General features: G+C 68.7%; 24 protein-coding genes. 14 read left to right on the top strand and 10 right to left on the bottom strand.

Features of this window, described 5'->3' with window-relative positions; genetic code table 11:
- The first annotated feature begins 4 nt into the window (after positions 1-4).
- Together modB and QZM35_RS02805 are read left to right on the top strand one after the other, a co-directional pair.
- Positions 5-682, top strand: a complete 678-nt coding sequence (modB, locus tag QZM35_RS02810; RefSeq protein ID WP_069251074.1) for a molybdate ABC transporter permease subunit — start codon at positions 5-7, stop codon at positions 680-682.
- A 55-nt stretch (positions 683-737) separates the two neighbouring features.
- Positions 738-1,439 carry a sulfate/molybdate ABC transporter ATP-binding protein gene (locus tag QZM35_RS02805; protein ID WP_089432358.1) on the top strand — a complete coding sequence of 234 codons (702 nt, stop codon included), beginning with the start codon at positions 738-740 and terminating at the stop codon, positions 1,437-1,439.
- 167 nt (positions 1,440-1,606) lie between these two features.
- Here QZM35_RS02805 and QZM35_RS02800 read toward each other — a convergent pair whose 3' ends face one another.
- The 3 genes from QZM35_RS02800 to QZM35_RS02790 form a co-directional block, all read right to left on the bottom strand.
- A complete protein-coding gene (locus tag QZM35_RS02800) occupies positions 1,607-2,443 on the bottom strand; it encodes a TOBE domain-containing protein (protein ID WP_089432357.1) in 837 nt (278 codons plus the stop codon).
- A gap of 48 nt (positions 2,444-2,491) precedes the next feature.
- Complete coding sequence (locus QZM35_RS02795; protein ID WP_089432356.1) at positions 2,492-4,126, bottom strand: CHAD domain-containing protein; 1,635 nt, start codon at positions 4,124-4,126, stop codon at positions 2,492-2,494.
- A 126-nt stretch (positions 4,127-4,252) separates the two neighbouring features.
- The gene (locus QZM35_RS02790) at positions 4,253-4,636 is read right to left on the bottom strand and encodes a tautomerase family protein (RefSeq protein ID WP_089428020.1); all 384 of its coding nucleotides are present in this window, start codon (positions 4,634-4,636) and stop codon (positions 4,253-4,255) included.
- Positions 4,637-4,751: 115 nt separating this feature from the next.
- On the opposite strand from QZM35_RS02790, the gene QZM35_RS02785 reads away from it, so the two are divergent.
- From QZM35_RS02785 to QZM35_RS02765, 5 genes are all read left to right on the top strand, one after another.
- Positions 4,752-5,609, top strand: coding sequence for a LysR substrate-binding domain-containing protein (locus QZM35_RS02785; RefSeq protein WP_039358052.1), 858 nt, complete (start codon positions 4,752-4,754; stop codon positions 5,607-5,609).
- A gap of 41 nt (positions 5,610-5,650) precedes the next feature.
- A complete protein-coding gene (locus QZM35_RS02780; protein WP_089432355.1) occupies positions 5,651-6,574 on the top strand; it encodes a DMT family transporter in 924 nt (307 codons plus the stop codon).
- Positions 6,575-6,641: 67 nt separating this feature from the next.
- Positions 6,642-7,421 carry a sensor histidine kinase KdpD gene (locus tag QZM35_RS02775; RefSeq protein ID WP_089432354.1) on the top strand — a complete coding sequence of 260 codons (780 nt, stop codon included), beginning with the start codon at positions 6,642-6,644 and terminating at the stop codon, positions 7,419-7,421.
- A gap of 76 nt (positions 7,422-7,497) precedes the next feature.
- Complete coding sequence (locus tag QZM35_RS02770; protein WP_089428023.1) at positions 7,498-8,841, top strand: hemolysin family protein; 1,344 nt, start codon at positions 7,498-7,500, stop codon at positions 8,839-8,841.
- A 22-nt stretch (positions 8,842-8,863) separates the two neighbouring features.
- Complete coding sequence (locus QZM35_RS02765) at positions 8,864-9,448, top strand: thiamine phosphate synthase (protein ID WP_089432353.1); 585 nt, start codon at positions 8,864-8,866, stop codon at positions 9,446-9,448.
- A 72-nt stretch (positions 9,449-9,520) separates the two neighbouring features.
- Here QZM35_RS02765 and QZM35_RS02760 read toward each other — a convergent pair whose 3' ends face one another.
- On the bottom strand, positions 9,521-11,173 hold the full coding sequence (locus tag QZM35_RS02760; protein ID WP_089433272.1) for a DUF3459 domain-containing protein: 1,653 nt from the start codon (positions 11,171-11,173) through the stop codon (positions 9,521-9,523).
- Positions 11,174-11,483: 310 nt separating this feature from the next.
- Between QZM35_RS02760 and QZM35_RS02755 the strand changes: the two genes are divergently transcribed.
- Together QZM35_RS02755 and QZM35_RS02750 are read left to right on the top strand one after the other, a co-directional pair.
- Positions 11,484-12,191 carry a class I SAM-dependent methyltransferase gene (locus QZM35_RS02755; protein WP_089432352.1) on the top strand — a complete coding sequence of 236 codons (708 nt, stop codon included), beginning with the start codon at positions 11,484-11,486 and terminating at the stop codon, positions 12,189-12,191.
- Between the two features lie 125 nt (positions 12,192-12,316).
- The gene (locus tag QZM35_RS02750; RefSeq protein WP_089432351.1) at positions 12,317-12,985 is read left to right on the top strand and encodes a glutathione S-transferase; all 669 of its coding nucleotides are present in this window, start codon (positions 12,317-12,319) and stop codon (positions 12,983-12,985) included.
- 24 nt (positions 12,986-13,009) lie between these two features.
- On the opposite strand, the gene QZM35_RS02745 is transcribed toward QZM35_RS02750, so the two are convergent.
- The gene (locus tag QZM35_RS02745) at positions 13,010-13,663 is read right to left on the bottom strand and encodes a DUF1345 domain-containing protein (RefSeq protein ID WP_089433271.1); all 654 of its coding nucleotides are present in this window, start codon (positions 13,661-13,663) and stop codon (positions 13,010-13,012) included.
- A gap of 139 nt (positions 13,664-13,802) precedes the next feature.
- Between QZM35_RS02745 and QZM35_RS02740 the strand changes: the two genes are divergently transcribed.
- Entirely contained in the window at positions 13,803-14,534 is a 732-nt protein-coding gene (locus QZM35_RS02740) for a metallophosphoesterase (RefSeq protein ID WP_089432350.1), read from the top strand.
- A gap of 44 nt (positions 14,535-14,578) precedes the next feature.
- Here QZM35_RS02740 and QZM35_RS02735 read toward each other — a convergent pair whose 3' ends face one another.
- Both QZM35_RS02735 and QZM35_RS02730 read right to left on the bottom strand, forming a co-directional pair.
- Positions 14,579-15,274 carry an RES family NAD+ phosphorylase gene (locus QZM35_RS02735; RefSeq protein ID WP_089432349.1) on the bottom strand — a complete coding sequence of 232 codons (696 nt, stop codon included), beginning with the start codon at positions 15,272-15,274 and terminating at the stop codon, positions 14,579-14,581.
- 2 nt (positions 15,275-15,276) lie between these two features.
- Positions 15,277-15,696 carry an MbcA/ParS/Xre antitoxin family protein gene (locus QZM35_RS02730; protein WP_089428029.1) on the bottom strand — a complete coding sequence of 140 codons (420 nt, stop codon included), beginning with the start codon at positions 15,694-15,696 and terminating at the stop codon, positions 15,277-15,279.
- 234 nt (positions 15,697-15,930) lie between these two features.
- On the opposite strand from QZM35_RS02730, the gene QZM35_RS02725 reads away from it, so the two are divergent.
- Together QZM35_RS02725 and QZM35_RS02720 are read left to right on the top strand one after the other, a co-directional pair.
- Positions 15,931-16,713: an ABC transporter substrate-binding protein gene (locus QZM35_RS02725; RefSeq protein WP_089428030.1), complete on the top strand. Its 783-nt coding sequence runs from the start codon at positions 15,931-15,933 to the stop codon at positions 16,711-16,713.
- Positions 16,714-17,807: 1,094 nt separating this feature from the next.
- Positions 17,808-18,194: a GtrA family protein gene (locus tag QZM35_RS02720; protein ID WP_089428031.1), complete on the top strand. Its 387-nt coding sequence runs from the start codon at positions 17,808-17,810 to the stop codon at positions 18,192-18,194.
- Between the two features lie 28 nt (positions 18,195-18,222).
- Here the strand turns inward: QZM35_RS02720 and QZM35_RS02715 are convergent, their stop codons facing one another.
- Together QZM35_RS02715 and QZM35_RS02710 are read right to left on the bottom strand one after the other, a co-directional pair.
- Positions 18,223-19,704 carry a sigma-54 dependent transcriptional regulator gene (locus QZM35_RS02715; protein ID WP_089432348.1) on the bottom strand — a complete coding sequence of 494 codons (1,482 nt, stop codon included), beginning with the start codon at positions 19,702-19,704 and terminating at the stop codon, positions 18,223-18,225.
- A 450-nt stretch (positions 19,705-20,154) separates the two neighbouring features.
- Entirely contained in the window at positions 20,155-21,072 is a 918-nt protein-coding gene (locus tag QZM35_RS02710; protein ID WP_301775353.1) for a metal-dependent hydrolase, read from the bottom strand.
- A 581-nt stretch (positions 21,073-21,653) separates the two neighbouring features.
- Between QZM35_RS02710 and QZM35_RS02705 the strand changes: the two genes are divergently transcribed.
- Both QZM35_RS02705 and QZM35_RS02700 read left to right on the top strand, forming a co-directional pair.
- Complete coding sequence (locus QZM35_RS02705; protein WP_011355854.1) at positions 21,654-21,995, top strand: FKBP-type peptidyl-prolyl cis-trans isomerase; 342 nt, start codon at positions 21,654-21,656, stop codon at positions 21,993-21,995.
- 35 nt (positions 21,996-22,030) lie between these two features.
- The gene (locus QZM35_RS02700) at positions 22,031-22,804 is read left to right on the top strand and encodes an AraC family transcriptional regulator (protein ID WP_089432347.1); all 774 of its coding nucleotides are present in this window, start codon (positions 22,031-22,033) and stop codon (positions 22,802-22,804) included.
- Between the two features lie 61 nt (positions 22,805-22,865).
- Here QZM35_RS02700 and QZM35_RS02695 read toward each other — a convergent pair whose 3' ends face one another.
- Positions 22,866-23,309 (bottom strand): GNAT family N-acetyltransferase, encoded by a 444-nt coding sequence (locus QZM35_RS02695; RefSeq protein WP_089457794.1) that lies wholly within the window; start codon positions 23,307-23,309, stop codon positions 22,866-22,868.
- Positions 23,310-23,416: the final 107 nt, after the last annotated feature.

The raw sequence follows: 23,416 nt of genomic DNA, 5'->3' as shown, positions 1-23,416 counted from the left end.
CGCGATGCAAGACGCCTGGGTACCGCTGCTGCTGTCGTTGAAGGTTGCCGGCTGGGCAACCGCGCTCGACATCGTGCTCGGCGTCGCGGCCGCGTTCATGCTCGCGCGCTGGCGCTCGCCGCTGCGCGACGTCGTCGATTCCGTGCTGACGCTGCCGCTCGTGCTGCCGCCGACGGTACTCGGCTATTACCTGCTCGTGCTGCTCGGCCGACGCGGCGTGTTCGGCGCGTGGCTCGACACGCTCGGCATCGAGCTCGTCTTCACGTGGCAAGGCGCGGTGATCGCATCGATGGTCGTCGCGTTTCCATTGATCCTGAAGTCGGCACGGGCGGCGTTCGAAGGCGTGGATCCGCACCTCGAACGCGCGGCGCGCACGCTCGGGCTCGGCGAAGTCGCGGTGTTTTTCCGCGTGACGCTGCCGCTCGCCACGCGCGGCATTCTCGCGGGTGCGCTGCTCGCGTTCGCACGCGCGCTCGGCGAGTTCGGCGCAACGCTGATGATCGCGGGCAACCTGCCCGGCCGCACGCAGACGCTGTCGGTCGCGATCTACGCGGCCGTCCAGGCCGGCGACGACAATACGGCCAACTTCCTCGTGCTGGTGACGTCGATCACCTGCGTGCTCGTACTGCTCGCGACCGGCTGGCTCGTGCCGTCGCGTGCCCGGCGGGACCAGCTGACATGATGCGCTCGCCTCGTTCATCGTCTTTCGCCATTGAGCGGCTTCGACGGAGGCACGCATGAGCCTCGTCGTCGACATCCGCAAGACCTACGCGAACGCCGAGCGCCGCTTCACGCTCGACATGTCGTTCACGGCAACGACGCAGCGCGTCGTGCTGTTCGGGCCGTCCGGTGCGGGCAAGAGCATGACGCTGCAGGCGATCGCCGGCCTGCTGTCGCCCGACGAAGGCACGATCACGCTGAACGACGAACCGCTGTTCGACGCCGCTCGCCGCATCGACGTGCCGACCCGCGAGCGGCGCGTCGCGTACCTGTTCCAGGATTACGCGCTGTTTCCGCATCTGAACGTGCGCCAGAACATTGCATTCGGGCTCACGTCGGGGCTGCGCAACCCGCGCGCGAAGACGGTGCCGCCGGAAGTCGCGTACTGGCTGCAGGCGTTCGATCTCGAGGCGCTCGCGGGGCAGTATCCGTCGCAATTGTCGGGCGGGCAGAAACAGCGCGTCGCGCTGGCGCGCGCACTGGTCGCGCAACCGCGGATCCTGCTGCTCGACGAACCGTTCGCGGCGCTCGACGGCGCCATGCGCCAGCGCATGCGTCACGAGCTCGCCGAGTTGCAGGCGCGACTCGATATCCCGATGGTGCTGATCTCGCACGACCCCGACGACGTCGCCGCGTTCGGCGACCAGGTCGTGCAGTTGAGCGAAGGACGCGTGCAGGCGGCTCCGCCGCACGCCGAGTGGCCGACGCGCGTCACCTGAGCGCGCGAGGCCGTGGTCGTGGAGGCAGGTTGGAGCCTGAGAGGAGCCGCGCATAGCGGCATTTGCTGAAAGCGGAAACGAAACCGGTGCCGTGCAGGGCGCTGTGCGATGCCGGCTTCGCCCCGCCCGTCACACGATCGTCGATGCGCGCCGCCCGGCCTGCTTCGTCAGCCCGTCACCGCAAGAATCACGCTCGACGCCTTGAACAGCGCGATCGCCCGCTCGCCGGCGTCGAGTTGCAACGCCTCGACGCTGTCGTTGGTCACGACGGCCGTCAGCGTCCCGCCGCCGTCGAGCGCCAGCGTCACCTCGCTGTTCACCGCGCCCGCCGCGACGGTTTCCACGCTGCCGCGCAACTGGTTCCGTGCGGACACCTTCAACTCGGGTTCGCCATCGTCGACCGCGAGCACGACCCACGATGCCTTCACCAGCGCGCAGGCGTTCGCGCCGACCTGCAGGCCGAGCGCATCGGCGCTCTCGTGCGTCAGCACGGCAACGATCGGCTGCCCGCCGGGCAGCGTGAGCGTGACTTCGTCGTTGACGGTGCCGCGCACGATCGATGCGACCTTGCCGAACCACTGGTTGCGTGCGCTGGTCTTCATCCCGATCCGGCCGATCAGCGCCCAGTCGACGTCGAATCCGGCCACGGCCGCGCTTGCTGCCTCGATGAACCGGCGATGCTCGCGCTCGATCGTGCGGAACGCGGCGATCAGCGAAGTGGCGCGCGGCGTCAGCGTCGTGCCGCCGCCGCCCTTGCCGCCCGTCGAGCGCGCGACGAGCGGTTCGCCGGCCAGATTGTTCATCGTGTCGACCGCATCCCACGCGGCCTTGTAGCTGAGGCCGACGGCCTTCGCCGCGCGCGTGATCGAACCGGTGTCGCCGATCGCCGCGAGCAACGCGATGCGCGTGGCGCCGCCGAGCGTCTGTTCGCCGGCGCGCAGCCACAGCTCGCCGCCCAGTTCGAGCGGTTCGGCGGACGGGAAAGCATGCGGTGCGTCAGTCATCGGGATGCGTAGGGAAATCGGGCGGCCATTATAGTCAGCGCGTGCCGGTCAACCCGGCTTGCCGTCGAGCTTCGGCGGCCGCAGGCTGGCCAGCAGCGTCTCGGCGTCGCGCGCCGCGCGCTGCTCGAGCGCCGCGCCGTAGCCACGCACGAACCCGAGCTGGTACGGCGGCGCAGCCAATTTTTCGAGGTGCTGCAGCGCGACCATCGTGTCGTTCGCTTCGCCGAGCACGCTCTGCACGCGCGCGAGTGTCTTGACCGTGTCGGTGCGCGTGCGGCGCGACGCCAGCGACGCGAAGAATTCGAGCGCATAGCGCAGCCGCTTCGCATCGATCCGCACCTGATGGCGCGCGGCCGTGTCGAGCGACGTCAGCGACGGTGACGCGTACAGATGACCGAACAGCCGCCGCACGCGCTTCGTCGCGTGGCGCCGCAGCGAAGGCGCGTCGCCGTCTTCGGCCGACGGCAGCGCAAGCGAGCTCAGCCACTCGAGCCAGCCGAGCGTCAGCCGCGCATAGCGGGCCGAATGCAGCGCCTGGCGCAACTCGACCCGCGCGGCCGCGCACTGCGCGCGCGCGGCGTCGAGCGTACCGTTCCACTCGCCGTCGCCGCCGTCGGCCGCGATCAGCGCGGGCAGGCTTTCGGTCGCGAACACGTCCCAGTCGCGCACCGTGCCGAGCAGCGACGCAAGCCAGTGCAGGTCGACACCGAGCGTGTCGCGCCACTGGCGGTCGGCAAAGCGCGGGAAGAAGCGCATCAGCGTGCGCAGGCGGCGCAGCGCGACACGCATCTGGTGCACGAATTCGGGATCGTCATGCTCGAGCACCCCGCCCTCGTTGCCGAGCCACTGCGCGGTGATGTCGCCGGACAGCGCGAACAGTGCGGCGCGCTGCGTGCGCACGCCGGTCAGGTCGACGGGCTTGGCCTTGACGGGCCCGTCGGCGGCCGGCTCGGCCGCGCATGCGCGATCGATCACGCTCGTCAATTGCACGAAGGCGGGCCACGCGCCGCTCAATTCGCGCGCCGCGGCAAACAGCGCATGCAGCGCGGCGGTGCGCGCGGGCAGTGTCTCCCAGTCGGGCGCCGCAAGGCGCAGCTCGACGAAGCGACGCGGCGGCTCGCTGCCGCGATGCAGCGTGACGTCGTCGAGCGTCATCTCGACCACGACGCCGCCGTCGTCGGCCCAGCGCCCGCGCCGCCGTTCGCTGACGAGGCGCAGCGCCGAGGATTCCGGCTGCACGCTCGGGGACGGCGGCGCTGCGGCGTCGGGCGGGACGCCGTCCACTTCATCTGCCGGTGCATCGGCGGCGGCCGCAGCGGCCGCCTCGGGCACGGGCAGCGGCATCGCGACGGCGATGCCCGCGTGCTCCGCGTCGAACAGTTCGCGCGCCGTGACGCCCGGCGCAAATGCCGTCGTGCGCGACGCGACCACCCGCCTGCCGTGCGCATTCGACTCGACCCACGTCCACCAGCTCGCGCCGGGGCTCGACTCGGCCTCCTCGATCTGGCACGGCTCGATCGTCACGCGCTCATGGCCGCGGCGCATCCGGACCTGCGGGCAGATGCGCCACGCGCGCACGAGTTCGGCGCCGAAATCACGCTGCGCCCCCCGGGCGCGACTCGCGGCCTTGACCGGCCACCCTTCCAGCGACAGCGACAACACGATTTCCAGCACACGCGACATGGAGGCTCCTGCACATGAAGAATCGCCGGCGCATCATCCGCGCCGGCGTCGACCGTGAAGCTGCTTCCATAGTACACGTCGCCCAAATTCGCAGGCGACGATCTGGCCCTGTCGTGCTGTCGCAGGTCAAACGGCGTATTGCGCGAGGCCGTTGCCGAACGACCAGTCCTCCTTCAGCACCTCGACAAGACTGATGAATACGTCCTGCTGCCGCACACCCGGCTGCTGCGCGAGGTTGTCCGCGATCGCCCGGTACAGCGCCCGCTTTTGCTCGAGCGTACGCGTGTTGTTCGCGGTGATCTGGATTATCACGAGATCGTCGCTGCGTTCGATATCGAGGTAGTGACGACCGAACACGAAGTTCTCGGCCGCATGCTCGGTGACGACCATGAAGATGTCGTCCTCGGGCACGTTGAACGTGTGCATCAGCGCACGATGCACGCCGTCGACGAGCGCCGCACGATAAGCGGCCGGCTTGCCTTCGCGCACTGCGATACGGGTGAATGGCATGGTCCTGCTCCTGTCGGTGAAGTTGACGTTGAAGAACGGAAACACAGCGTCAGGTTAGGCGCGCCGAACTATAATGAACAGTCATCGATGAATATTTCATCCATTTCCATTGAAAATGAAAGTCCTTGATCTCGATGCGGTCCGCGCGTTCGTGCTGGTCGCCGATCTCGCCAGCTTCACGCGCGCCGCCGACGCGCTCGGCACCACCCAATCGGCCGTCAGCCTGAAGCTGAAGCGACTGGAGGCCCACCTCGGCAAGCCGCTGCTCGCGCGTACGCCGCGCGTCGTCAAGCTGGCCGCCGACGGCGAGAATTTCCTGCCGGCCGCCCGCGCGCTGCTCGATGCGCACGATCATGCGCTGGGCGCGATCTCGGCCGGGACGCACCGGCTGTCGCTCGGCGTCAGCGAGCACGTCGCGGTGCCCGACCTGCCGGCCGTGCTCACGAGCCTGCATCGGCAGGATCCGGGGTTGTCGCTCGAAATGCATCTCGGCACGTCGACGAACCTGCTCGCGCAATACGACGAACGCCGGTTCGATGCGGTGATCGTGCGGCACGAGCCGGGCGAAGACCCGCCGCGCGAAGACGGCACGCTGCTGTTTTCCGAACCGCTGGCCTGGCTCGCCGCGCCGGACTGGGTGCCGCGCGCGGGCGAGCCGCTGCCGCTCGCGGTGCTGGCCGGCCCGTGCGGCGTGCGGGCCGCCGCGCTGCGCGCGCTCGACCATGCGGGGCGGCCGTGGCGCGAGCGCTTTACGGGCGGCGGCGTGGCGGCGGTCACGGCCGCCGCCGCCGCGGGGCTCGCCGTCTGCCCGCTGGCGCGGCGGGTCGCGCCGCGCACGCTGGTCGACGTCGGCGCGAAATTCGGGCTGCCGCCGCTGCCGCTGTCGCAGGTCGTGCTGTATTCGCGCGTACGCGACGCACGTGCCGGCGCCGCATTGCGCAGGTTTGCCGACAGCCTTGCAATCTCGGCGTAAACTAACGGGTTTCGCCGCCCGCAATCTCCAGAAGAATTCCGATGACGCCCGACGCCCGCAAGCACCTCCGCGCCAACCTGCTGATGCTCGCCGCCGCCGCGATCTGGGGTTCGGCTTTCGTCGCCCAGCGCCTGAGTCTCGACGTGATCGGGCCGTTCCTGTTCACGGGGCTCCGTTTCCTGCTCGGCGCGCTGGTGCTGGTGCCGCTGCTGATGCTGAACACGGCGTCGCGCACGCAACTCGCGGCGATCCGCCGTGAGCCGACGCTGCTGCTGCCGGGCCTCGCGCTCGGCGGGCTGCTGGCGGTATCGATTTCGCTGCAGCAGATCGGCCTGCAGTACACGCGCATCGCCAACGCGGGCTTCATCAGCTCGCTGTACGTCGTGATCGTGCCGCTGATGGGCGTGTTCGCCCGTCACCGGATCGGCCCGGGCACGTGGTTCGGCGCGCTGCTCGCGGCGATCGGCCTGTATTTCCTCAGCATCAACGAGCAATTCTCGGTGCTGTACGGCGACTGGTTCCAGCTCGCCGGCGCCGTGATCATCGCCGCGCACGTGATGGCCGTCGGCCATTTCGCGAAGCGCCACAATCCGCTCGTGCTCGCGTTCATGCAGTTCGTCGTGTGCGGCGTGGCGTGCCTCGCGGTCGGCCTCGTCATCGAGCCGGTCAGCGGCACGATGCTGCGCAACGCGCTGCCGACGCTGCTGTACGGCGGCCTGCTGTCGGTCGGGGTCGGCTATACGATGCAGGTCGTCGCGCAACGCGACGCGGCGCCCGCGCACGCGGCCGTGATCTTCAGCATGGAAGGCGTGTTCGCGGCGATCGCCGGCTGGGCCGCGCTCGGCGAAACGCTGACGCTGCGCGCGCTCGTCGGCTGCGCGCTGATGCTGGCCGGCCTGCTCGCGTGCCAGCTGCTGCCGAACGGCGACGCCCGGAAAAAGGACGAAGACGCGCTGCCGGCGTGACACGCACCGTCCCTATAATGACGGTTCGCGTGACTTCCACGCCAACCGCTTCCGACAGGCCAGCTCCGTGACGTCCACTACCGTCGATCCCGCCGCCGACCTGCTGCGCGAACGCGCAGCGCATTACGCCACCCAGGCGGCGCTGTTCCTGCGCGACCAGGCGCTCTCCACCGCGTCGCACGACCTGCGCAGCCCGCTGAACGCGATGCATAGCTGGGCGTACGTGCTCGAGCGCCAGCTCGCCAACGCCGATCCGAACCTGCAGCGCGCGCTCGCGGGCATCCGCACGGGCATCGACCAGCAGGTTGCGCTGATCGACGACGTGCTCGACGCGCCGCGCGCCGAAACGCGCACGCTCGCCGTCAAGCCGCAGCCGTTCGCGCTGCGCGCGCTGCTCGACGACACGATCGCGCTCGCCCGTTTCGCGCTCGCCGACGCACGGCAGGTCGCGCTCGACGCGACGCTGCCGGACGGCGAACCGTCGCTGACCGCCGACCGCGAACGCATCGCACAGGCGCTCTGGACGATGCTCACCGCCGCGGTCGAAGCCAGCGCCGCCGGCAGCCGCGTGACGTTTGCGTGCACGCGCGACGGCCTGCAGTTCACCGCGCGCGCCACGTGCACCGTGAACGCCGACACGCTCGCCGATCCCGCGCAACCGCACGCATTCGAATCGTTCGCACGACGCGAGATGCTGCGCGAGCGCGACGCCAAGCGCGTCGCCTGGACGCTCGCGCTTTGCCAGCGCGTCGCGCTCGCACACGGCGGCACGTTCGCGCACGACGCGTTCGTCGACGGCGCCACGGCCACCCTCACGCTCTCCGTCCCCGGTGAGGCGCCGGTGTAAGCAATCGGCCGCACGACACATTACAAATTCCTTTCTGGCTCTATACTGACGGGCCTGTCATAACCGGAGTGTTTCTTTGTTACAGATCTTCGCGCTCATCGGCGCGTTGTTCCTGGTGGCCCTGAACGGGTTCTTCGTTGCGGCCGAATTCGGCCTCGTCAAACTGCGCGCCACGCGCGTCAAGACACTGGCCCGCAAGCACGGCCTGCGCGGCCGCATCCTCGGCATCGTGCACGGCCGGCTCGACGCGTATCTTTCCGCGTGCCAGCTCGGCATCACGCTTGCGTCGCTCGGCCTCGGCTGGGTCGGCGAACCGGCCTTCGCGCAACTGCTCGGCCCGCTGCTCGACCTGATCGGCGTGGAATCCGAACGCGTCGTGCACCTGATCTCGCTGGTGTTCGCGTTCTCGCTGATCTCGTTCCTGCACATCGTCGTCGGCGAGCTGGCGCCGAAATCGATGGCGATCCGCCAGCCGGAGAAGGTCGGCCTGTGGGTCGCGCTGCCGCTCTATGCGTTCTACTGGGCGATGTATCCGGCGATCTGGGTGCTCAACAACAGCGCCAACGCGGTGCTGCGGCTCGCGGGGCTGTCCGCCGACCACGGCAGCGACGCCCACTACTCGACCGACGAGCTGAAGCTGATCCTGCGCAGCCGCCGCAGCACGGCCGGCAACCCGGCCCAGCCGGCGCGCGGCACGTACAGCAATGACGAGTGGAACACGCTCGCGCATTCGCTCGACTTTTCGTCGATGACCGTGTCGGACCTGATGCGGCCGGCCCATGAAATGATCGGCCTGCGCCGCGACCTGCCGCTGCCCGACAACATGGAGATCGTCGCGCGACACCGCTTCAGCCGCTATCCGCTGTTCGAGGATGCGTCGCGCGAACAGGTGAGCGGGCTGATCCACCTGAAGGACCTGCTGCTCGCGCGTCACGCGGGTGCGGCGCTGGAAGACCTGTCGGACTACGTCCGCCCCGTGCAGTACGTGCGGCCCGACACGCCGGCGCTCGACCTGTTCCGCCGCTTCCGCAAGGGCGCGCCGCACTTCGCGCTGGTCGGCAACAAGGGCGAGAAGCCGATCGGCTTCCTGACGCTCGACAACCTGCTCGGCGCGCTGGTCGGCCAGATCCACGACGAGTTCCGCCAGGGCGACGCCGACTGGAGCCGCCTCGACGACGGCACGCTGATGGGCAAGGGCAGCCTGCCCGTCGTGTCGCTCGAACAGGCGCTCGGCATCGACATCGACGAAGGCCGTGCGGAATCGGTCGGCGGCCTCGTGATCCAGGCGCTCAGCGACCTGCCGACCGAAGGGCAGCGCGTGTCGTTCGACCGCTTCGACGTCGTCGTGAAAAAGATGAACGGGCCGCGCATCGTGCTCGTGCGCGTCTACCCGAAGATCTCGAAAGAGGCCGACGAATGACGGCCGCGCTGCGCCCCACGCGATGAACGCCACGCTGCCGCGCTGCTGCGTGATCACGCCGGAGCCGGCGTCCGCGTCGGCGGCCGATTGCGCGGCGTTCCTCGACCGGCTGTCGGCCGTGCTCGCGCGCGGCGAGACGCTCGTGCAACTGCGCGTGAAGTCGCTCGATGCAGCCGCGTTCGCGCGACTCGCCGTCGAAGCGCTCGCGCGCTGCGACGCGGCCGGCGCGCACCTGATGCTGAACGGGCCGATCGATGCGGCCGGCGTGATGCGGCTCGACGGCGCCGGCTGGCATCTCGACGGCACCGCGTTGCGCGCCGCCACGCAGCGGCCGTTGCCGGCCGGACGCTGGGTGTCCGCCGCCTGCCACACGCGCGACGACTTGCTGCTGGCCGCGCGCGCCGGCGCGGATTTCGTCACGCTGTCGCCCGTGTTGCCGACGCTCAGCCATCCCGGTGCGCCGACGCTCGGCTGGGCACAGTTCGGCGCGCTGGCCGCCGAGGCCGCCCTGCCCGTCTTCGCGCTCGGCGGCATGACACGTACCCACCTCGACGATGCACGCCGCCACGGCGCCTACGGCATCGCAGGCATTCGCGGGTTCTGGTAGTTCGGAGATTGCCCTGCGGTGCAGCCGGGCGCAGATGCGCCCGGCCGCTCAAACGCTTACCCGCTCACGTCGTCATGCGTTCAGGTTCGGACGCATGCCGCGCCAGGCGCCGTCATCGATACGACGCGCATCGTGCGTGAGCGCATACCGGTTGACGTCACCCGTCAGCCACGCGACGAGCGCATATGGCGGCAACACCCCTTCATCGACCCGGTCGCGCGCCCGTGCCGGCGTCTCGAACACGACCCGCCCTCTGGGCGCATCGAACGGCACCGCGTCGGGCGACAGGTTCAACGCGATCGTCAGCGTCTCGTCGTCGGCGAGCCGCCAGGATGCGAGCAGCGCGTCGGCATCGCCGTCGCCGTCCGACTTCAGCGCACGCGCCTCCTGCGGCCGGCAATCGGACAATCGCGGCGCGATCAGCTTCGCGCGCACCGCGAGCGCCGACTGCACGAAATGCGCGCGATCGGCATCGCGCGCGGTTTCGTCGAAGATCAACGGGATCTGCGGCGTGAGCAGCGACAGCGCAAGTGCGGCCAGACCGGCCGCCTGCCCGTGGTCGCCCTGTCCGCTGTCGCGCCACGCGCCATCGGACAGCACCAGCGACGTCAACGACAGCCCGCTGTCGGCAGCCATGCCTTCTCCCGACCCGGCCGGCTGGAATGCGGCCCCGGCCGCGGTCAGCGCGCGGGCGAGCGTGTGGATCGACTGGTGCATGGAAATGCCTTCGTGGGCCGACGTATCGCGCCCCGTCAGCCGATGCAGCGCGCGTTCGCCGCAGCCGTTCCACTGCGCATCGAAATGGGTATCGGCAAGATGCGCCGGATGCCGCTCGCTGCCGAGGACGAGATGGATCAGCCGGTCGGCCGGCACGGCCGCGCGCACACGATCCGCGATCTCGCGCAGCCACGACACGCCGATCCGGTCGGCCTCGCGCAGGCGCAGCCCGTCGCAACGGTACTCGTCGATCCAGTACAGCGCGTTGTCGCAGAAGAAATCGCAGACTTCCGGATGATCGAGCGCGAGCGGCGGCGCCTGGAGCGGATCGTCACGCGTATGGAAGAACGGCGCCGCGTAGTGGCGCAGCGCCTCGGTGCCGCTGCCGAAGCGCGCGTAATCGAGTTCCAGCAACACCGCGAGACCGTAGCCGTGCGCGTCGTCGATCAGCGCCTTCAGCGCGTCGGGGCCGCCTTCGGCCGCGAGCGGCGCGAACGGCAGGCTGTCGTGCGGCGACGCGAGCAGTTCCAGCGCGGTCACGCCGAGCCGCGCGAGTTGCGGCAGGCGCCGGCGCACGCCGTCGAAGCCGCCCACCGCGTGCGGGCGAATCGCATAGAGCGCGATGTCTTCCCATGCGCGCCCGTGCCAGAACGTGTTGCGCCACGTGAACGCGCGCGGATCGATGACCTCGCTCGGGCCGTTGAGCCCTTCGGGTTGCGAGCGCGACGCGGGATCGGGAATCGATACCGCATCGTCGAGGCGATAGCGATAAAGCGCACCCGCACCGCAATCGGCAAAGACTTCGAACCAGTTCGTGCCGGCCGCCGTCATCGGGACGAGCAACGGGCCGAAGCCGGTATCGAGTTCGAGCTGGACCTGCGTGCTGCCCGGCGCCCACACGCGAAAATGCGTGCGCGGCGTCGCGCAGAGCGCGCCACAGGGCTGGGCGCCGAACGGCAAGCAGTGAATGTAGTGCTGCGCATACGGATCGTGCGGACAATCGGACATCATGCGCTCCTCGTGCGTACCGAGCGGCATGGCCGCGCCAGCGGGGCGCGGCGCATAGGGGCCCGGCATGCGACGGCCAGGCGGGGGGAGAGAACCGAGTATGCGCCGGATTCGCTACCGCGATGCATCGCATCCGGACATTTTTAAATACGAATCGACCCCGGGGAAAACCCGCAATCCCGCCGGTCCCGACGAGTCGGGTAGCAGCCATACCGGAATGGCTGCTCGCCTTGTTGCACCGGCCGCGCACGCTTACGCTCTGCGCCATGCTCGCGGACACGACGTCCGCGCCCGACCCGAGGAACCCGCCATGTCGCTTCCCGCCAGCGCCGCCAAATTCGATCCGGCACGCGCGCACGAATACGCCGAGCAATCCCGCATCGCACTCGCCGGCTACGATGCCTGCCACGAACTCACCGCGTGCATGCTCGCGTCGGCGATCGCGGCGCCCGACGCGCGGATCCTCGTCGCGGGCGCGGGCGGCACCGGGCAGGAAATCTGCGTGGCGGCCGCGCTCGAGCCGGGCTGGCAGTTCACGGCCGTCGACCCGTCCGCGCCGATGCTCGCGCTCGCGCGCTCGAACGTCGAGGCCGCGGGTTTCGGCGCACGCACGGCGTTCGTCGAGGACGGTGTCGATGCGTTGCCCGACACGCCCGCGTTCGACGGCGCGACGCTGATCGGCGTGCTGCACCACGTCCCCGGCGACGCAGCGAAGGCGGCGCTGCTGCATGCGATCGCGCGGCGCCTGAAACCCGGCGCGCCGCTCGTGCTCGCCGGCAACCATCGCCGCTACGCGGACCACCCGCGCCTGCTCGACGCATGGCAGCAGCGCTGGCGCATGAAAGGTGCGACGCCCGACGCCGTGCGCGCGCAACTCGCGAAGATCCTGCAGGGCGCCGATCCGCCCGCGTCCGAGGAAGCGGTGTTCGGCCTGCTGCGCGATGCGGGCTTCGATGCGCCGCTGCGCTTTTTCGCGAGCCTGTTCTGGGGTGCGTGGATCGCGGTGCGGCGCGCGTGATGGCGCGGGGTGGCCGGCCAGGCGCGGTCGGCCAGACGCCGTTCGTCACGGCGCGCAACGCGTTTCGCGTATGCGCCCTCCGCGCTGGGTATGATGTCGTTCCCGCCCCCACTCCCGGCGTCGACATGCTCACCGTCCATCACCTGAACAACTCGCGCTCGCAGCGCGTGCTCTGGCTGCTCGAAGAACTGGATGTGCCGTACGAGATCGTGCGCTACGCGCGCGATCCGAAGACGATGCTGGCGCCGCCCGAGTTGCGCGCGATCCATCCGCTCGGCAAGTCGCCGGTCGTCACCGACGACGGCCGCACGTACGCCGAATCGGGCGCGATCATCGAATACCTGGTCGAACGCTACGGCAACGGGCGCCTCGCGCCGCCGCCCGGCACGCCGGCGCGGCACGACTACACGTACTGGCTGCACTACGCGGAAGGGTCGGCGATGCCGCCGCTGCTGCTCAAGCTCGTCGCGCTGCGGATCGCGCACGCGCCGATGCCGTTCTTCGCCCGGCCGATCGCGCGCAAGATCGCCGACACGCTGCAGTCGAGCTTCGTCGATCCGCAGATCGCCCTGCATCTCGGGCATGTCGACGACACGTTGGGCCGCACCGGCTGGTTCGTCGGCGACGGTTTCAGCGCAGCCGACATCCAGATGAGCTTTCCGCTCGAAGCCGCGACCGCGCGCGGGGGCGGCAGCCGGTATCCCGCGATCGCGCGCTTTCTCGACGCGATCCACGCACGGCCCGCGTACCAGCGGGCGCTGGAACGCGGCGGCCCGTACGACCTGCTCAAGTAACGCTGCGAATGGCCGTGGCCTGCGTCAGCTCAGCAGGCCCGCCGCGACGTTGATCGACAGCCCGAGCACGGCCATGTTGAAGTAGAACGACAGGATCGACTGCGCGAGCACCGAGCGTCGCGCGGAACGGTTCGCCAGCGACACGTCGGCCGTCTGCGACGCGACCGCGAGCGTGAACGCGAAATACAGGAAATCCCAGTAATCGGGTTCGGGGTTCTTGTCCGGAAAGCGCAGCGCGCGATCGTTGCTCGGCGAGCCGTAATAGAGCCGCGCATAGTGCAGCGTGAAGATCGTCGGGATCAGGAACCACGCGCCGAACAGCGTCGCGCCCGTGATCGCGTAATGGCTGAGCCCCGCGCTGAAGCCGACGCTCTTGGCGGTCGCGAGTTCGATCGCGATCGCGGCGACGCTCGCGACGGTTGCAAGGCACACGACGGTCAGCACGGTCGTCGCGTTTTCATCCTCGCGGATCGCGATTTCGCGCACCTGGTGATGGTGCGCGGTAATCATGCGCACCCACATCAGCAAGAGATACAGCCAGATCGCGCAATCCCAGCCGATCAGCGCACGCACGGTCGGACGCAGCGAAAACGGCAGCAGCACCGCGCACAGCAAGCCGGCGACGAACGCCGCGACCATGCGCGGCCGGTTGCGTAATACCTGCGGATAAAGCGTCATCATGTGATTCCGAAAGCAAATGGAAAGGATTCGGCCGGCGCGCGGGACATACCGCCGCGCCGTACCGGCGGGTATTGCCCCGATTATCGTCATTCCATCGTGACGTGGCGATGGGGGCGCGAGCGCCTAAGATATTGGGATGACTGCCACCGCCCCCCTCTGCCACCATCCGGCGAACACGGTCGGCCGCGACTTCGTCGTCGGCGACCTGCACGGCTGCGTGGATGTGCTGCGCGCGCTGCTGCACGACATCCGCTTCGATCCGGCCCGCGACCGCCTGTTCTCGGTCGGCGACCTCGTCGACCGCGGCCCGGCCTCCGAAACCACGCTCGACCTGCTCGACCGCCCGTGGTGCCACGTCGTGCGCGGCAATCACGAGGAAGTGCTGAGCCTCGTGGCGCGCGGCAAGCTGTCGCCCGACGCGTGGCGCGGGATCGGCGGCGACTGGGGTGCCGACCTGCCGCCGGAACGGCTGCACGCGCATGCGGCACGCGTCGACGCGCTGCCGCTGGTGCGGGTGATCGGCGACGGCCCCGGGCGCTTCAACGTGCTGCATGCGGAATTCTTCGGCTCGGACGCCGATCTCGACACCGGCAGCTATGCGCACGACGTGCGCGAGCGGCTGATGTGGGGCCGCGATCTCGTCCAGGGGCTCGCCGATCCGGCGCGGCAGGCCGGGCTGTCGCTGACCTGCACCGGGCACACGCCGGTGCGCGCGCCACAGCGGATCGGCGCGCAGTGGTTCATCGACACGGGCGCGTTCGCACCGGCCGGGCGACTCACGCTCGCCGAGCCGCGCACCGGGCGCACCTGGTCGATGACGCAGGCCGAGGCACGCGAACGCCACGCGGGCGACTGGCCGCTGCCTTGAGGCGCCGACAGGGGCTGATAGGTACTGACGCCCGCGAGCGGCCCCTAGCCGACCTGGTTCAGTTCGAACACCGCATCGACGGCCGAGCCGTTCCAGTTGTATTCGAGGTAGGCCGCGTGATGGCAGTCGCGCAGCAGCGCGGTGCGGAACGCCGCCAGGCACTCGCCGCGCGGGTCGCGCACCGACGGATAGACGATGCCCGCACCGCCCGCATTGCGCACCGCGCGACCAAGCGCCTGCCCGGCGCTGTAATCGAGCGGATGCAGCAGCGCCGGATCGCGTTTCGGCCACGCGCGGATGTCGGCCACGTCGCCCTGCGCGATCACCGTATAGAGCCGCATTTGCTGGCGCATCGGCGGCTCCTTGGTCGCTTCCAGGAACAACGCGCTGTGATACCGCGTTTCGGCGATCGCCGTATCGCGCGAACGCGCGCAGTAGAACACGCCGTAGCTGCCGTCGGAAAAGCGGCTGCCCTGCGGATTCAGGTGCGTGAACGCGGCCATGATCGGCCCCCAGCCCTGCCCGTAGCGGCGCTCGGCGGGCGGCACGAGGTCCAGTGTGCCGACTTCGTTGCGGATGCGGTCGTTGGTCAGCGATTCGAGTGCGTAAAGCGCGTCGAAATCGTCCGCCGAGGCTACGCGGTCGAACAGGTTGATCGCCGGGAAACGGGTGGGGATCACGCGATAGGCTGGCGCCCAGTCGACCGCGGTCGTGGGCCATTGTTGTGCTTGGATCGGCATGGTCACGCCCAGCCACCTCGCATCGCGTCGAGATATTGCCGGACGGCGACCAGATCGCCGACGTTGCCGGCGAGCATCCGGTCGAGTGCGCGCTTGCCGCCGAACGGCGCCGCGTCGTTCGGCCGCTTGACCCACGCATCGGCCGCGGCCGGCTGCGGCAGCAGGATCTGCAGCGCCTTGTAGATGCCGAGCAACAGCGATAGCCGTTCGAGCGTATCGCGCGGCAGCCGCGCCGATTCCGGCGTGGCCTTCCACTTGAAGAACGTCGAACGGCCGGGCGACCCGAGCAGCACGATCTGCTCGTCGATCGTCAGTTCCCAGTCGCGTGCGATGTTGAAAAACGCGCGCAGGCCGGCCGCCGACATCTGCGCGACCGAGGCCTGCGGCGAGGCGGAGTGCGATTCATAAGCGGGCCGTGACATGATCGTTAGTCTCGAAACGAATTTACTAACAAGATTAGTCCATTTTCGTATTTTTGCAAGGGTCGAGACCCGCCGATCGATCCGCCCATCCGACAAAACGATATTTTTTGTCCATTCTGGACTCTGATTTTATTTTCTGCGTTAATGGCCGTGCGGACACCGCGCGCAGACGCGGTTCGTATCCGTGAAACCGTGTCGCACAGAAACCGGAAGCACCCCGCCAAGGAACGCACCATGAAGAGACTGATTGCCGCTGTTTCGATCGCCCTGCTCGCGGTATCCGCAGGCCCCGCCGTCGCGAAGGACTGGACCACGATCCGCTTCGGCACCGATGCCAGCTACGCGCCGTTCGAGTCGAAGGCGCCGGACGGCAAGCTCGTCGGCTTCGACATCGACCTCGGCAACGAGATCTGCGCGCGCCTGAAGGCGAAGTGCGTGTGGCTCGAGAACGATTTCGACGGGATGATTCCGGCGCTGAAGGCGAAGAAGTTCGATGCGGTGCTGTCGTCGATGTCGATTACGCCGCAGCGTGCGCAGCAGATCGGCTTCACGACGAAGATCTACAACCAGCCGACGCGGCTCGTCGTGAAGAAGGGCTCGCCGCTGCTGCCGACGGCCGAATCGCTGAAGGGCAAATCGATCGGCGTCGAACAGGGCACGACGCAGGAAACGTATGCGAAGGCGTACTGGGGCAAGCAAGGCGCGAACGTCGTGTCGTACCAGAACCAGGACGGCGTGTACGCGGACCTGACCTCGGGCCGCCTCGACGCGGCACTGCAGGATGAAGTGCAGGCGGCCATCGGGTTCCTGAAATCGCCGCGCGGCGCGAACTACTCGTTCGTCGGCCCCGAGCTCGTCGACGAGAAGGTGCTCGGCATCGGCGCCGGCATCGGGCTGCGCAAGGAGGACACCGACCTGAAGGCGAAGATCGACGGCGCCATCCTCGAGATGGTCAAGGACGGCACCTACAAGCGGCTCGCGTCCAAGTACTTCGACTTCGACATCTACGGCGGCTGAAACGGCGTCGCGCGCGTACGGGCGCCACACCCGTCGCGCGCGTCCGACCGCCCCTCCCCTCACCACCGGACGGCACCGGCGTAACGCCGTTTGCCGTCGCATCGAATGCTTCATCCGTCGCACACATCGCACGACGCTTCGCATTTCATTCGGATTGCAGATTGATCGTCCGCGGGGACGATGCCTCGCGCGAACGGATATCGTGCGGCTTCAGTCAGTAGGCGAAGACCGGGCGTCGAGGTACCGGCGCCCGTGTGCACATGCCCTTGCGAATCGGGTTCGCGTGCAGGAAAGTGCCGACCCGGCGCGGATGACCGGCAATCAACCGGATCCGCCTCGCACCGGGCGCGGAGAGATGGCCTGTCGATGCATGCCGGCCGGCTGCAAGAACGACGTTCGACCGGCGATGCTCCGAATCACTGCGATCGCGGCCTGCCGGCCGCGGCGTGTGGCGATCGATCATTTTTCTTCCCCGTATCAATCTGATGGTTGTTCCGGCAACCGGACTCGACCGGTGCCCCGACGATCAGGCGACGACACTCCGTGCTCGCCGGAACGCAGCTGTCGTGCCGCGCGCCGTCGCCGCATCCCCGCGGACTGTGTCCTGGCCGGTACTGACAGGGTTCGCTGCCGAACCGGACGGACCGTGCATCGTCGACTTTCGCACGCCCACTGTCGCAAGGAGCGGGCCAGCGTCGCGCGAGCCCGTCCGGACAAGGGGTTGACCGGGCAGCGTGGTGGCCGGAACGGGTGCGAAAGGCGGGAAGTTACGAAACTGAAACACGCGGCGCGCGGACTGCAGCTGGCTGCGTCGCAGCCCTGCCTTGCCGGATAAGGCTGAACAATGCAGCGCGACATTTTTACCGACGGGTGCCGGCCGTTCACCCCGATTTCCCGCGCCAATTTGCGTGACCGTCGAGGCGAAAATGTTTCATGCGCTTTACATGGCGCAGGCGGCACGGGAGCCGCAGGTTGTCCGCGCATCCATCGGCCGGCGGCATCGCTATACTGCGAAACCGGCGCGCGTCATGTTTGCGCCGGCGCCCTCACGACACCGCCCACACGCCGCCCCATCACCCGAACGACCGCACCCGATGATCCGCACCCTCTATACCGCCGAACGCGCCAGGCTGATTCGCTTCGGGGTGTCGGGCGTCGGTTCGACCGCGCTGCATGCGCTGATCGCGGCCGCGATGTTCGCGCTGTTCGACGCGACGCCGGTAAGCGCGAACGCGATCGCGTTCGCGTGCTCGACCGCGTTCTCGTATCTCGCCAACACGCTGTGGAGTTTTTCGTCGCCGGTGACGTGGGGCAACTTCGTGCGCTTTCTCGCCGTCGCGCTGGCCGGCCTCGGCATGACGATGCTGCTGGCGCACGCCACCGAAACGCTCGGCCTCGCCCGCGCGTGGAGCATCGTCGCGGTCGTGCTGTGCGTGCCGCCGGTCACGTTCGTGCTGCACCGGCTCTGGACCTATCGCTGAAGCGGCTCACGCGTCACGCATGCGCCGCTCAGCCGACCCGCTGATGCCCCGCGTCGCCGGACGGCGCGCCGTCGTGCCCGCCGTTGTCGCCGTTCCCGCCGTTGTTGTCGTGATCGTTCAGCCCGTGCTCGATCATCATCCGGTAGAGCGTCACGCGTGAAATGCCGAGTTCGGCCGCGGCCTTGTTGATGCGGTGATCGTTGCGCAGCAGCGCATTCTCGATCGCGGTGCGCTCGGCGAGCGCCCGCGCCTGTTCGAGCGTCACGGGTTCGGTTTCGCCCGGCGTCTCGAGCCCGAGATCGTGCGGCGTCAGCAGCCGGCTTTCGGCCATCACGATCGCGCGCCGCACGCGGTTGATCAGCTCGCGCACGTTGCCCGGCCATTCATAGCGGCGCATCGCGTCGAGCGCGGCCGACGTGAAGCCGCTGATCTTGCGGCCGCTGTCGGACTTGAATTTCTGCAGCACGTAGTGCGCGAGGATGTCGATATCCTTGCCGCGTGCGCGCAGCGGCGGCTCGTGGATACGCAGCACGCACAGACGGTGATAAAGGTCCGCGCGGAAGCGCCCGGCCTCGACCGCGCCGTCGAGGTCGACGTGAGTGGCCGAGATGATCCGTACGTCGACCGGAATCGATTCCTGCCCGCCGAGCCGCTCGATCTTCCCTTCCTGCAGGAAGCGCAGCAGGCTCGCCTGGCTTTCGACCGGCATGTCGCCGATTTCGTCGAGAAACAGCGTGCCGCCGTTCGCCGATTCGATCCGGCCCGCGCGCCGCTGGTTCGCGCCGGTGAACGCGCCGCGCTCGTAGCCGAACAGTTCCGACTGCAGCAGGTGATGCGGAATCGCGCCGCAATTGATCGCGACGAACGGCCCCTTGCCGCGACCGGAGCGCTCGTGAATCGCGAGCGCCGTCAGCTCCTTGCCAGTGCCCGACTCGCCGGAGATGAACACGCTCGCGTCGGTCTTCGCGACCTTGCGGATCGTGCTGAACAGCTGCTGCATCGCCTCGCAGTTGCCGATCATCCCGTGTTCGCCGATCGACGCCGCGTAGGCCGCGCCATCGACGCGATCGAGCGCGGCCATCCCGCGCGCATGGCCGAGCACGTGCGAAATCCATTCGTAGGGCAACGGAAGGGTCACGTAATCGAAGCAATAGCTGCGGATCATTTCACGCACCGCGGGGCTGATCGTGATGCCGGCCTGCGCGATGGAAATCCAGCCGATCGACGGCTGGCTCAGGCACGCCTTCAGCGCGGGATAGTCGCGCGACGTGAACCCGGTGAAATCGACCAGACCAGCGGCGACGCTCACGCCGGAGGTCATGTTCTGCGCGGCGCCGGCCGTCTTCGCGACGGCGATTTCCCAGCCGAGCCCGCGCAGTTGCGCAAGCAACGGCTCATCGGGCGAGCGCATGATCACGAACAGCTTGCGTCCGTCCTCGGGCGCGGTGACGGACACATGCGACATCTCGGGCACCGCATGCCCGTTTGCGTCAGGTGACCTAGCAACCATCGTTGTTCCCCGCTTGGCGTTGGTATCGCGCCGGCTCGCCGTCACGCGCGACGGACCTCGATCGAACCGACATATTGGCCGCATTTCCGTCCGAATAAAATCCCCCCGTGCAGGAATCGCGCGTGAGGTGGACATTGTCATGAACGGTATATCGATGCGGCCGGTGCGCGGCTAGATGGGTGTTATCCCGGTGGCGTACGCGGCGGGACCCCTGAACGGGCGGCTGCGCGGCGCGCAAAGCCGCGCCGGTGCTGGCGCATGGCGTTCCCGGGCGATGCCGCGCACGCCGGATCGGCTCGCCCGCGCATGCGTGCACAACCGGTCGACGGGCCCGCAGGACGCCCGCGCAGCCGGTTCGAATTGATTTCGGTCAATCGTCAGAAGAAGACGGTTGATGCACGAACGCAACATGCGCGGCCCGATGCCGCGCCTGCCGGCGCAGCGGCGGTCTCAGCGGCCCGATGCGAGCGGCGCCGGCGCGTTGGCACGGCCACGGCCGGCCGGTGCGCCGCCCTGTTCGCCGTAGGCGGCGGCGAGCGCGTCGACCCGCGCCAGATGGTGGTGATTGTCGTGATCCCACGGATGGAAGCCCGGCCGGAAGAAGCTCAGCCATTCGCCGGCGATGCGCGGGAACAGCCCCCGGCGCGGCCCGTACAGGAACGCGATCATCCGCAGCATGCCGCGCACGTGATGGCCGGCGCCGCGATCGCGCCACAGCAGCGTCGCATGCATCAGGAATACGGTCGGCCAGAACGTCAGCGTCGTCAGCAGATACACGCCGATGCGGATCAGGTAACGGCGCAGCCCCGGTTCCATCGCGGTGTTCCAGACGTCGAACGACACGGCCTTGTGCTCGGTTTCCTCGAGCGCGTGCCAGATCCACATCTGGCGGTAGCCCTCGACCGAGCCGTCGAGGCGCGTCGGGTCGCGCAGCAGCCAGTCGGCCAGCATCGCCGTGTAGTGCTCCGCCGCGACCGTGTGCGCGAGCTGCACCGAATGCGGCAGCTTGCGCTTCATGTAGCCGAGCACCGTCCAGACGCGCTTGTCGAGCTTGCGCGCAGGCAGGTGGTTCGCCTGCATCAGCTCGTTGTACTCGATGTGCTCGCGCGTGTGCATCGCTTCCTGGCCGATGAAGCCGAGCACCTGCTGATTCAGCACGGGATCGTCGATCCGGTCACGGTAGTTGCGCACCGAATCCATGAAGAAACGCTCACCGGCCGGGAACAGCAGCGACAGCGCGTTGAAGAAATGGGTCACGTGCGACCCGAGGCCATGCCAGTCCTTCGCGCGTTCGACCGGCAGGTCGAAGCGCAGGTCGCGGCGCACCGGCATGATCCCGGCTGCGGTGGCGGAAGCGGCTGACTTCATGTTCATCGTTCTCCTGGTTCCGGAGCGGCCCGGCGCGTCGTCCGACGCAGCCGGCGCAGGCCCGGGCGGCGCGTCGCGCACCGCCAAAATCTTGACATCGACAGCTGTAAAGATAGGCCGCCCGCGGCGGCGCACGCAAGCCGCGCGGTAGATGCGCGCTTCCAAACAGGGCACGGTCGAAAAGGCGGAAAAAACGGCGCTCGAACAGCGTGCGGACCGGGCGGGATTCGAACGCGCGCGGTGGCTCGCGAGCGCTACGCGCCGCGCCGTGCCGTGTCACGTCGACGGCCTGAAAGCCTCGTGCGGCGGGCGTTCCACGGAAATCGGCGACGCAACGCGATACGCTGCGGCGCGCCCTGGTAGCACCGATTCATACACGCGTCGCACTCGCACGGTGCAACCGCGGTCGCGAGGCGCGCGAAAAATTCAAACGCGCGTTCCATTTGCGCTTCGGACGATCACGGCCACGGCGGCCCGGCGCCGCCCGCGACATACGTGCGAGCGGCCGACAGCCACGAGCGGCGGCCCGCTGCGCGCTCGCCTACAATAGCGGTTTTACCCATCCTTTTTCAGGAGAAGTCATGTCTGTCATCACGACCGAATCGGGCCTCAAATACGAAGACCTGACCGAAGGCACCGGCGACGTAGCACAAGCCGGCCAGACGGTCAGCGTCCACTACACGGGCTGGCTGACCGACGGTCAGAAATTCGACTCGAGCAAGGATCGCAACGACCCGTTCGCGTTCGTGCTCGGCGGCGGCATGGTCATCAAGGGCTGGGACGAAGGCGTGCAAGGCATGAAGGTCGGCGGCGTGCGTCGCCTGACGATCCCGCCGCAACTCGGCTACGGCCCGCGCGGCGCAGGCGGCGTGATTCCGCCGAATGCCACGCTCGTGTTCGAAGTCGAACTGCTCGACATCTGACACCGTACGCGAGCTGCCGACTGACGCCCTGCCCCATGGCACACCTTTCGTCCCCCACCCTCGCACTGCAACGCTACGACACGCTCGAAGCGTCGGACGTGCACGACTTTCACCAGATCGTGCTCGGCATCGACGGTGCGATGGTGATGGCGGTGGACGGCGTCAGCCAGCGGCTCGACCGGCACGGCGCGTGGCTGGTTCCGGCCGGCGCGCGCCACGATTACGCGGGCCTCGGCGAGAACCGCCAGCTCGTGCTCAATCTTCCCCTCGCGTCGCTCGCGGTGCCGCAGCGGCTGTTCGACAGCGCGCGCGCCGTGACGATCGATCCGGCACTGACGTCGCTGGTCGCGCAGATCGCGGCCGCCGCCGCGCAACTCGACGCCCCCGCCGACGACGCGCGGCACGCGGCCGCGCACCGTTTCCAGTGGCAGGCCGCCGCGCGGCTGTGTGGCGCGCTGCTCGACGAACGCGCCATCGCCGCGCCCGCCTCGGGCCTCGATTTCGCGCGCATCGACCGCTGGCTGCGCGCACGGCTCGAGGAGCCGCTGCGCATCGCCGATCTCGCCGCGCACTGCGGCTACGGGATGCGCCGCTTTCATCAACTGTTCGTCGACGCGTTCGGTGAAACGCCGCATCGCTACCTGCAGCGGCTCAGGCTCGACGCGGCCGTGATCCTGCTCGCGGACGGCCGGTATCCGCTCGTCGATATCGCCGGGAGGGTCGGCTTCGCGGATCAAAGCACGTTCACCCATGCGTTCACGAAGCGCTTCGGCGTGGCGCCGGGACGCTGGCGCGGCGAGCGGCATTGAACGGCCACGCGTCGCCGGTTGTTCCGCGACAGCGGCTACGCCGCGCACTCGTGCGGTGGCATTACGGCCGGACGAGCTTCGACAACCGTTGTCCGTCCCGCATGAAGCCGTGCCGCGCGTAAAAGCGGTGCGCATCGAGCCGAAGGTCGCCGCTCGTCACCTCCAGTTTCACGCACCCCGTCGACTCGAACCAGATGTGCGCCGCCGCGATCAGCGCGCCGCCGACACCCTGCCCGCGACAGCCTTCGTCGACGACCAGGCTGGTGATACGCCCGAGATTGCCGTGCGCGTGAAATAGCGCAAGCGCATGCAGGCTGATGCAGCCCACCACGCTGCCCGCGACCGTCGCGACCAGGATGCGGTCGACCGCGCTCGGCAGCAGGGCTGCCAGCTTGTCGCGGATCATCGCGGGGGTCGCATCGTAGCCAAGCTGGTGCATCAGTCTTGCGATGTCGGCGTGATCGGCGATCTGCGCGTCGCGCGTCATCAGGTTCGAGGAAGTCATCCGGACGGGCCTGTCGAAAGTCGATGTGTGCGGCGGCAGGCATGAGCCGCCGCCATGCCATGTTAATCGCCGCGCACCGGCACGTATCGACGCTTCACGTTCCGCTG

Source organism: Burkholderia sp. AU45274 (genome assembly GCF_030482505.1).
GTDB lineage: Bacteria > Pseudomonadota > Gammaproteobacteria > Burkholderiales > Burkholderiaceae > Burkholderia.
Note: the sequence above shows the minus strand (reverse complement) of the source record. Positions and strands in the feature narration are given on the sequence as shown.

What these genes read in the sequence shown, in the direction of transcription:
- modB (WP_069251074.1), top strand. Translation starts at nt 5, where the DNA reads ATGCAAGACGCCTGGGTACCGCTGCTGCTGTCGTTGAAGGTTGCCGGC.
- QZM35_RS02805 (WP_089432358.1), top strand. Translation starts at nt 738, where the DNA reads ATGAGCCTCGTCGTCGACATCCGCAAGACCTACGCGAACGCCGAGCGC.
- QZM35_RS02800 (WP_089432357.1), bottom strand. Translation starts at nt 2,443, where the DNA reads ATGACTGACGCACCGCATGCTTTCCCGTCCGCCGAACCGCTCGAACTG.
- QZM35_RS02795 (WP_089432356.1), bottom strand. Translation starts at nt 4,126, where the DNA reads ATGTCGCGTGTGCTGGAAATCGTGTTGTCGCTGTCGCTGGAAGGGTGG.
- QZM35_RS02790 (WP_089428020.1), bottom strand. Translation starts at nt 4,636, where the DNA reads ATGCCATTCACCCGTATCGCAGTGCGCGAAGGCAAGCCGGCCGCTTAT.
- QZM35_RS02785 (WP_039358052.1), top strand. Translation starts at nt 4,752, where the DNA reads ATGAAAGTCCTTGATCTCGATGCGGTCCGCGCGTTCGTGCTGGTCGCC.
- QZM35_RS02780 (WP_089432355.1), top strand. Translation starts at nt 5,651, where the DNA reads ATGACGCCCGACGCCCGCAAGCACCTCCGCGCCAACCTGCTGATGCTC.
- QZM35_RS02765 (WP_089432353.1), top strand. Translation starts at nt 8,864, where the DNA reads ATGAACGCCACGCTGCCGCGCTGCTGCGTGATCACGCCGGAGCCGGCG.
- QZM35_RS02760 (WP_089433272.1), bottom strand. Translation starts at nt 11,173, where the DNA reads ATGTCCGATTGTCCGCACGATCCGTATGCGCAGCACTACATTCACTGC.
- QZM35_RS02755 (WP_089432352.1), top strand. Translation starts at nt 11,484, where the DNA reads ATGTCGCTTCCCGCCAGCGCCGCCAAATTCGATCCGGCACGCGCGCAC.
- QZM35_RS02750 (WP_089432351.1), top strand. Translation starts at nt 12,317, where the DNA reads ATGCTCACCGTCCATCACCTGAACAACTCGCGCTCGCAGCGCGTGCTC.
- QZM35_RS02745 (WP_089433271.1), bottom strand. Translation starts at nt 13,663, where the DNA reads ATGACGCTTTATCCGCAGGTATTACGCAACCGGCCGCGCATGGTCGCG.
- QZM35_RS02740 (WP_089432350.1), top strand. Translation starts at nt 13,803, where the DNA reads ATGACTGCCACCGCCCCCCTCTGCCACCATCCGGCGAACACGGTCGGC.
- QZM35_RS02735 (WP_089432349.1), bottom strand. Translation starts at nt 15,274, where the DNA reads ATGCCGATCCAAGCACAACAATGGCCCACGACCGCGGTCGACTGGGCG.
- QZM35_RS02730 (WP_089428029.1), bottom strand. Translation starts at nt 15,696, where the DNA reads ATGTCACGGCCCGCTTATGAATCGCACTCCGCCTCGCCGCAGGCCTCG.
- QZM35_RS02725 (WP_089428030.1), top strand. Translation starts at nt 15,931, where the DNA reads ATGAAGAGACTGATTGCCGCTGTTTCGATCGCCCTGCTCGCGGTATCC.
- QZM35_RS02720 (WP_089428031.1), top strand. Translation starts at nt 17,808, where the DNA reads ATGATCCGCACCCTCTATACCGCCGAACGCGCCAGGCTGATTCGCTTC.
- QZM35_RS02715 (WP_089432348.1), bottom strand. Translation starts at nt 19,704, where the DNA reads ATGGTTGCTAGGTCACCTGACGCAAACGGGCATGCGGTGCCCGAGATG.
- QZM35_RS02710 (WP_301775353.1), bottom strand. Translation starts at nt 21,072, where the DNA reads ATGAAGTCAGCCGCTTCCGCCACCGCAGCCGGGATCATGCCGGTGCGC.
- QZM35_RS02705 (WP_011355854.1), top strand. Translation starts at nt 21,654, where the DNA reads ATGTCTGTCATCACGACCGAATCGGGCCTCAAATACGAAGACCTGACC.
- QZM35_RS02700 (WP_089432347.1), top strand. Translation starts at nt 22,031, where the DNA reads ATGGCACACCTTTCGTCCCCCACCCTCGCACTGCAACGCTACGACACG.
- QZM35_RS02695 (WP_089457794.1), bottom strand. Translation starts at nt 23,309, where the DNA reads ATGACTTCCTCGAACCTGATGACGCGCGACGCGCAGATCGCCGATCAC.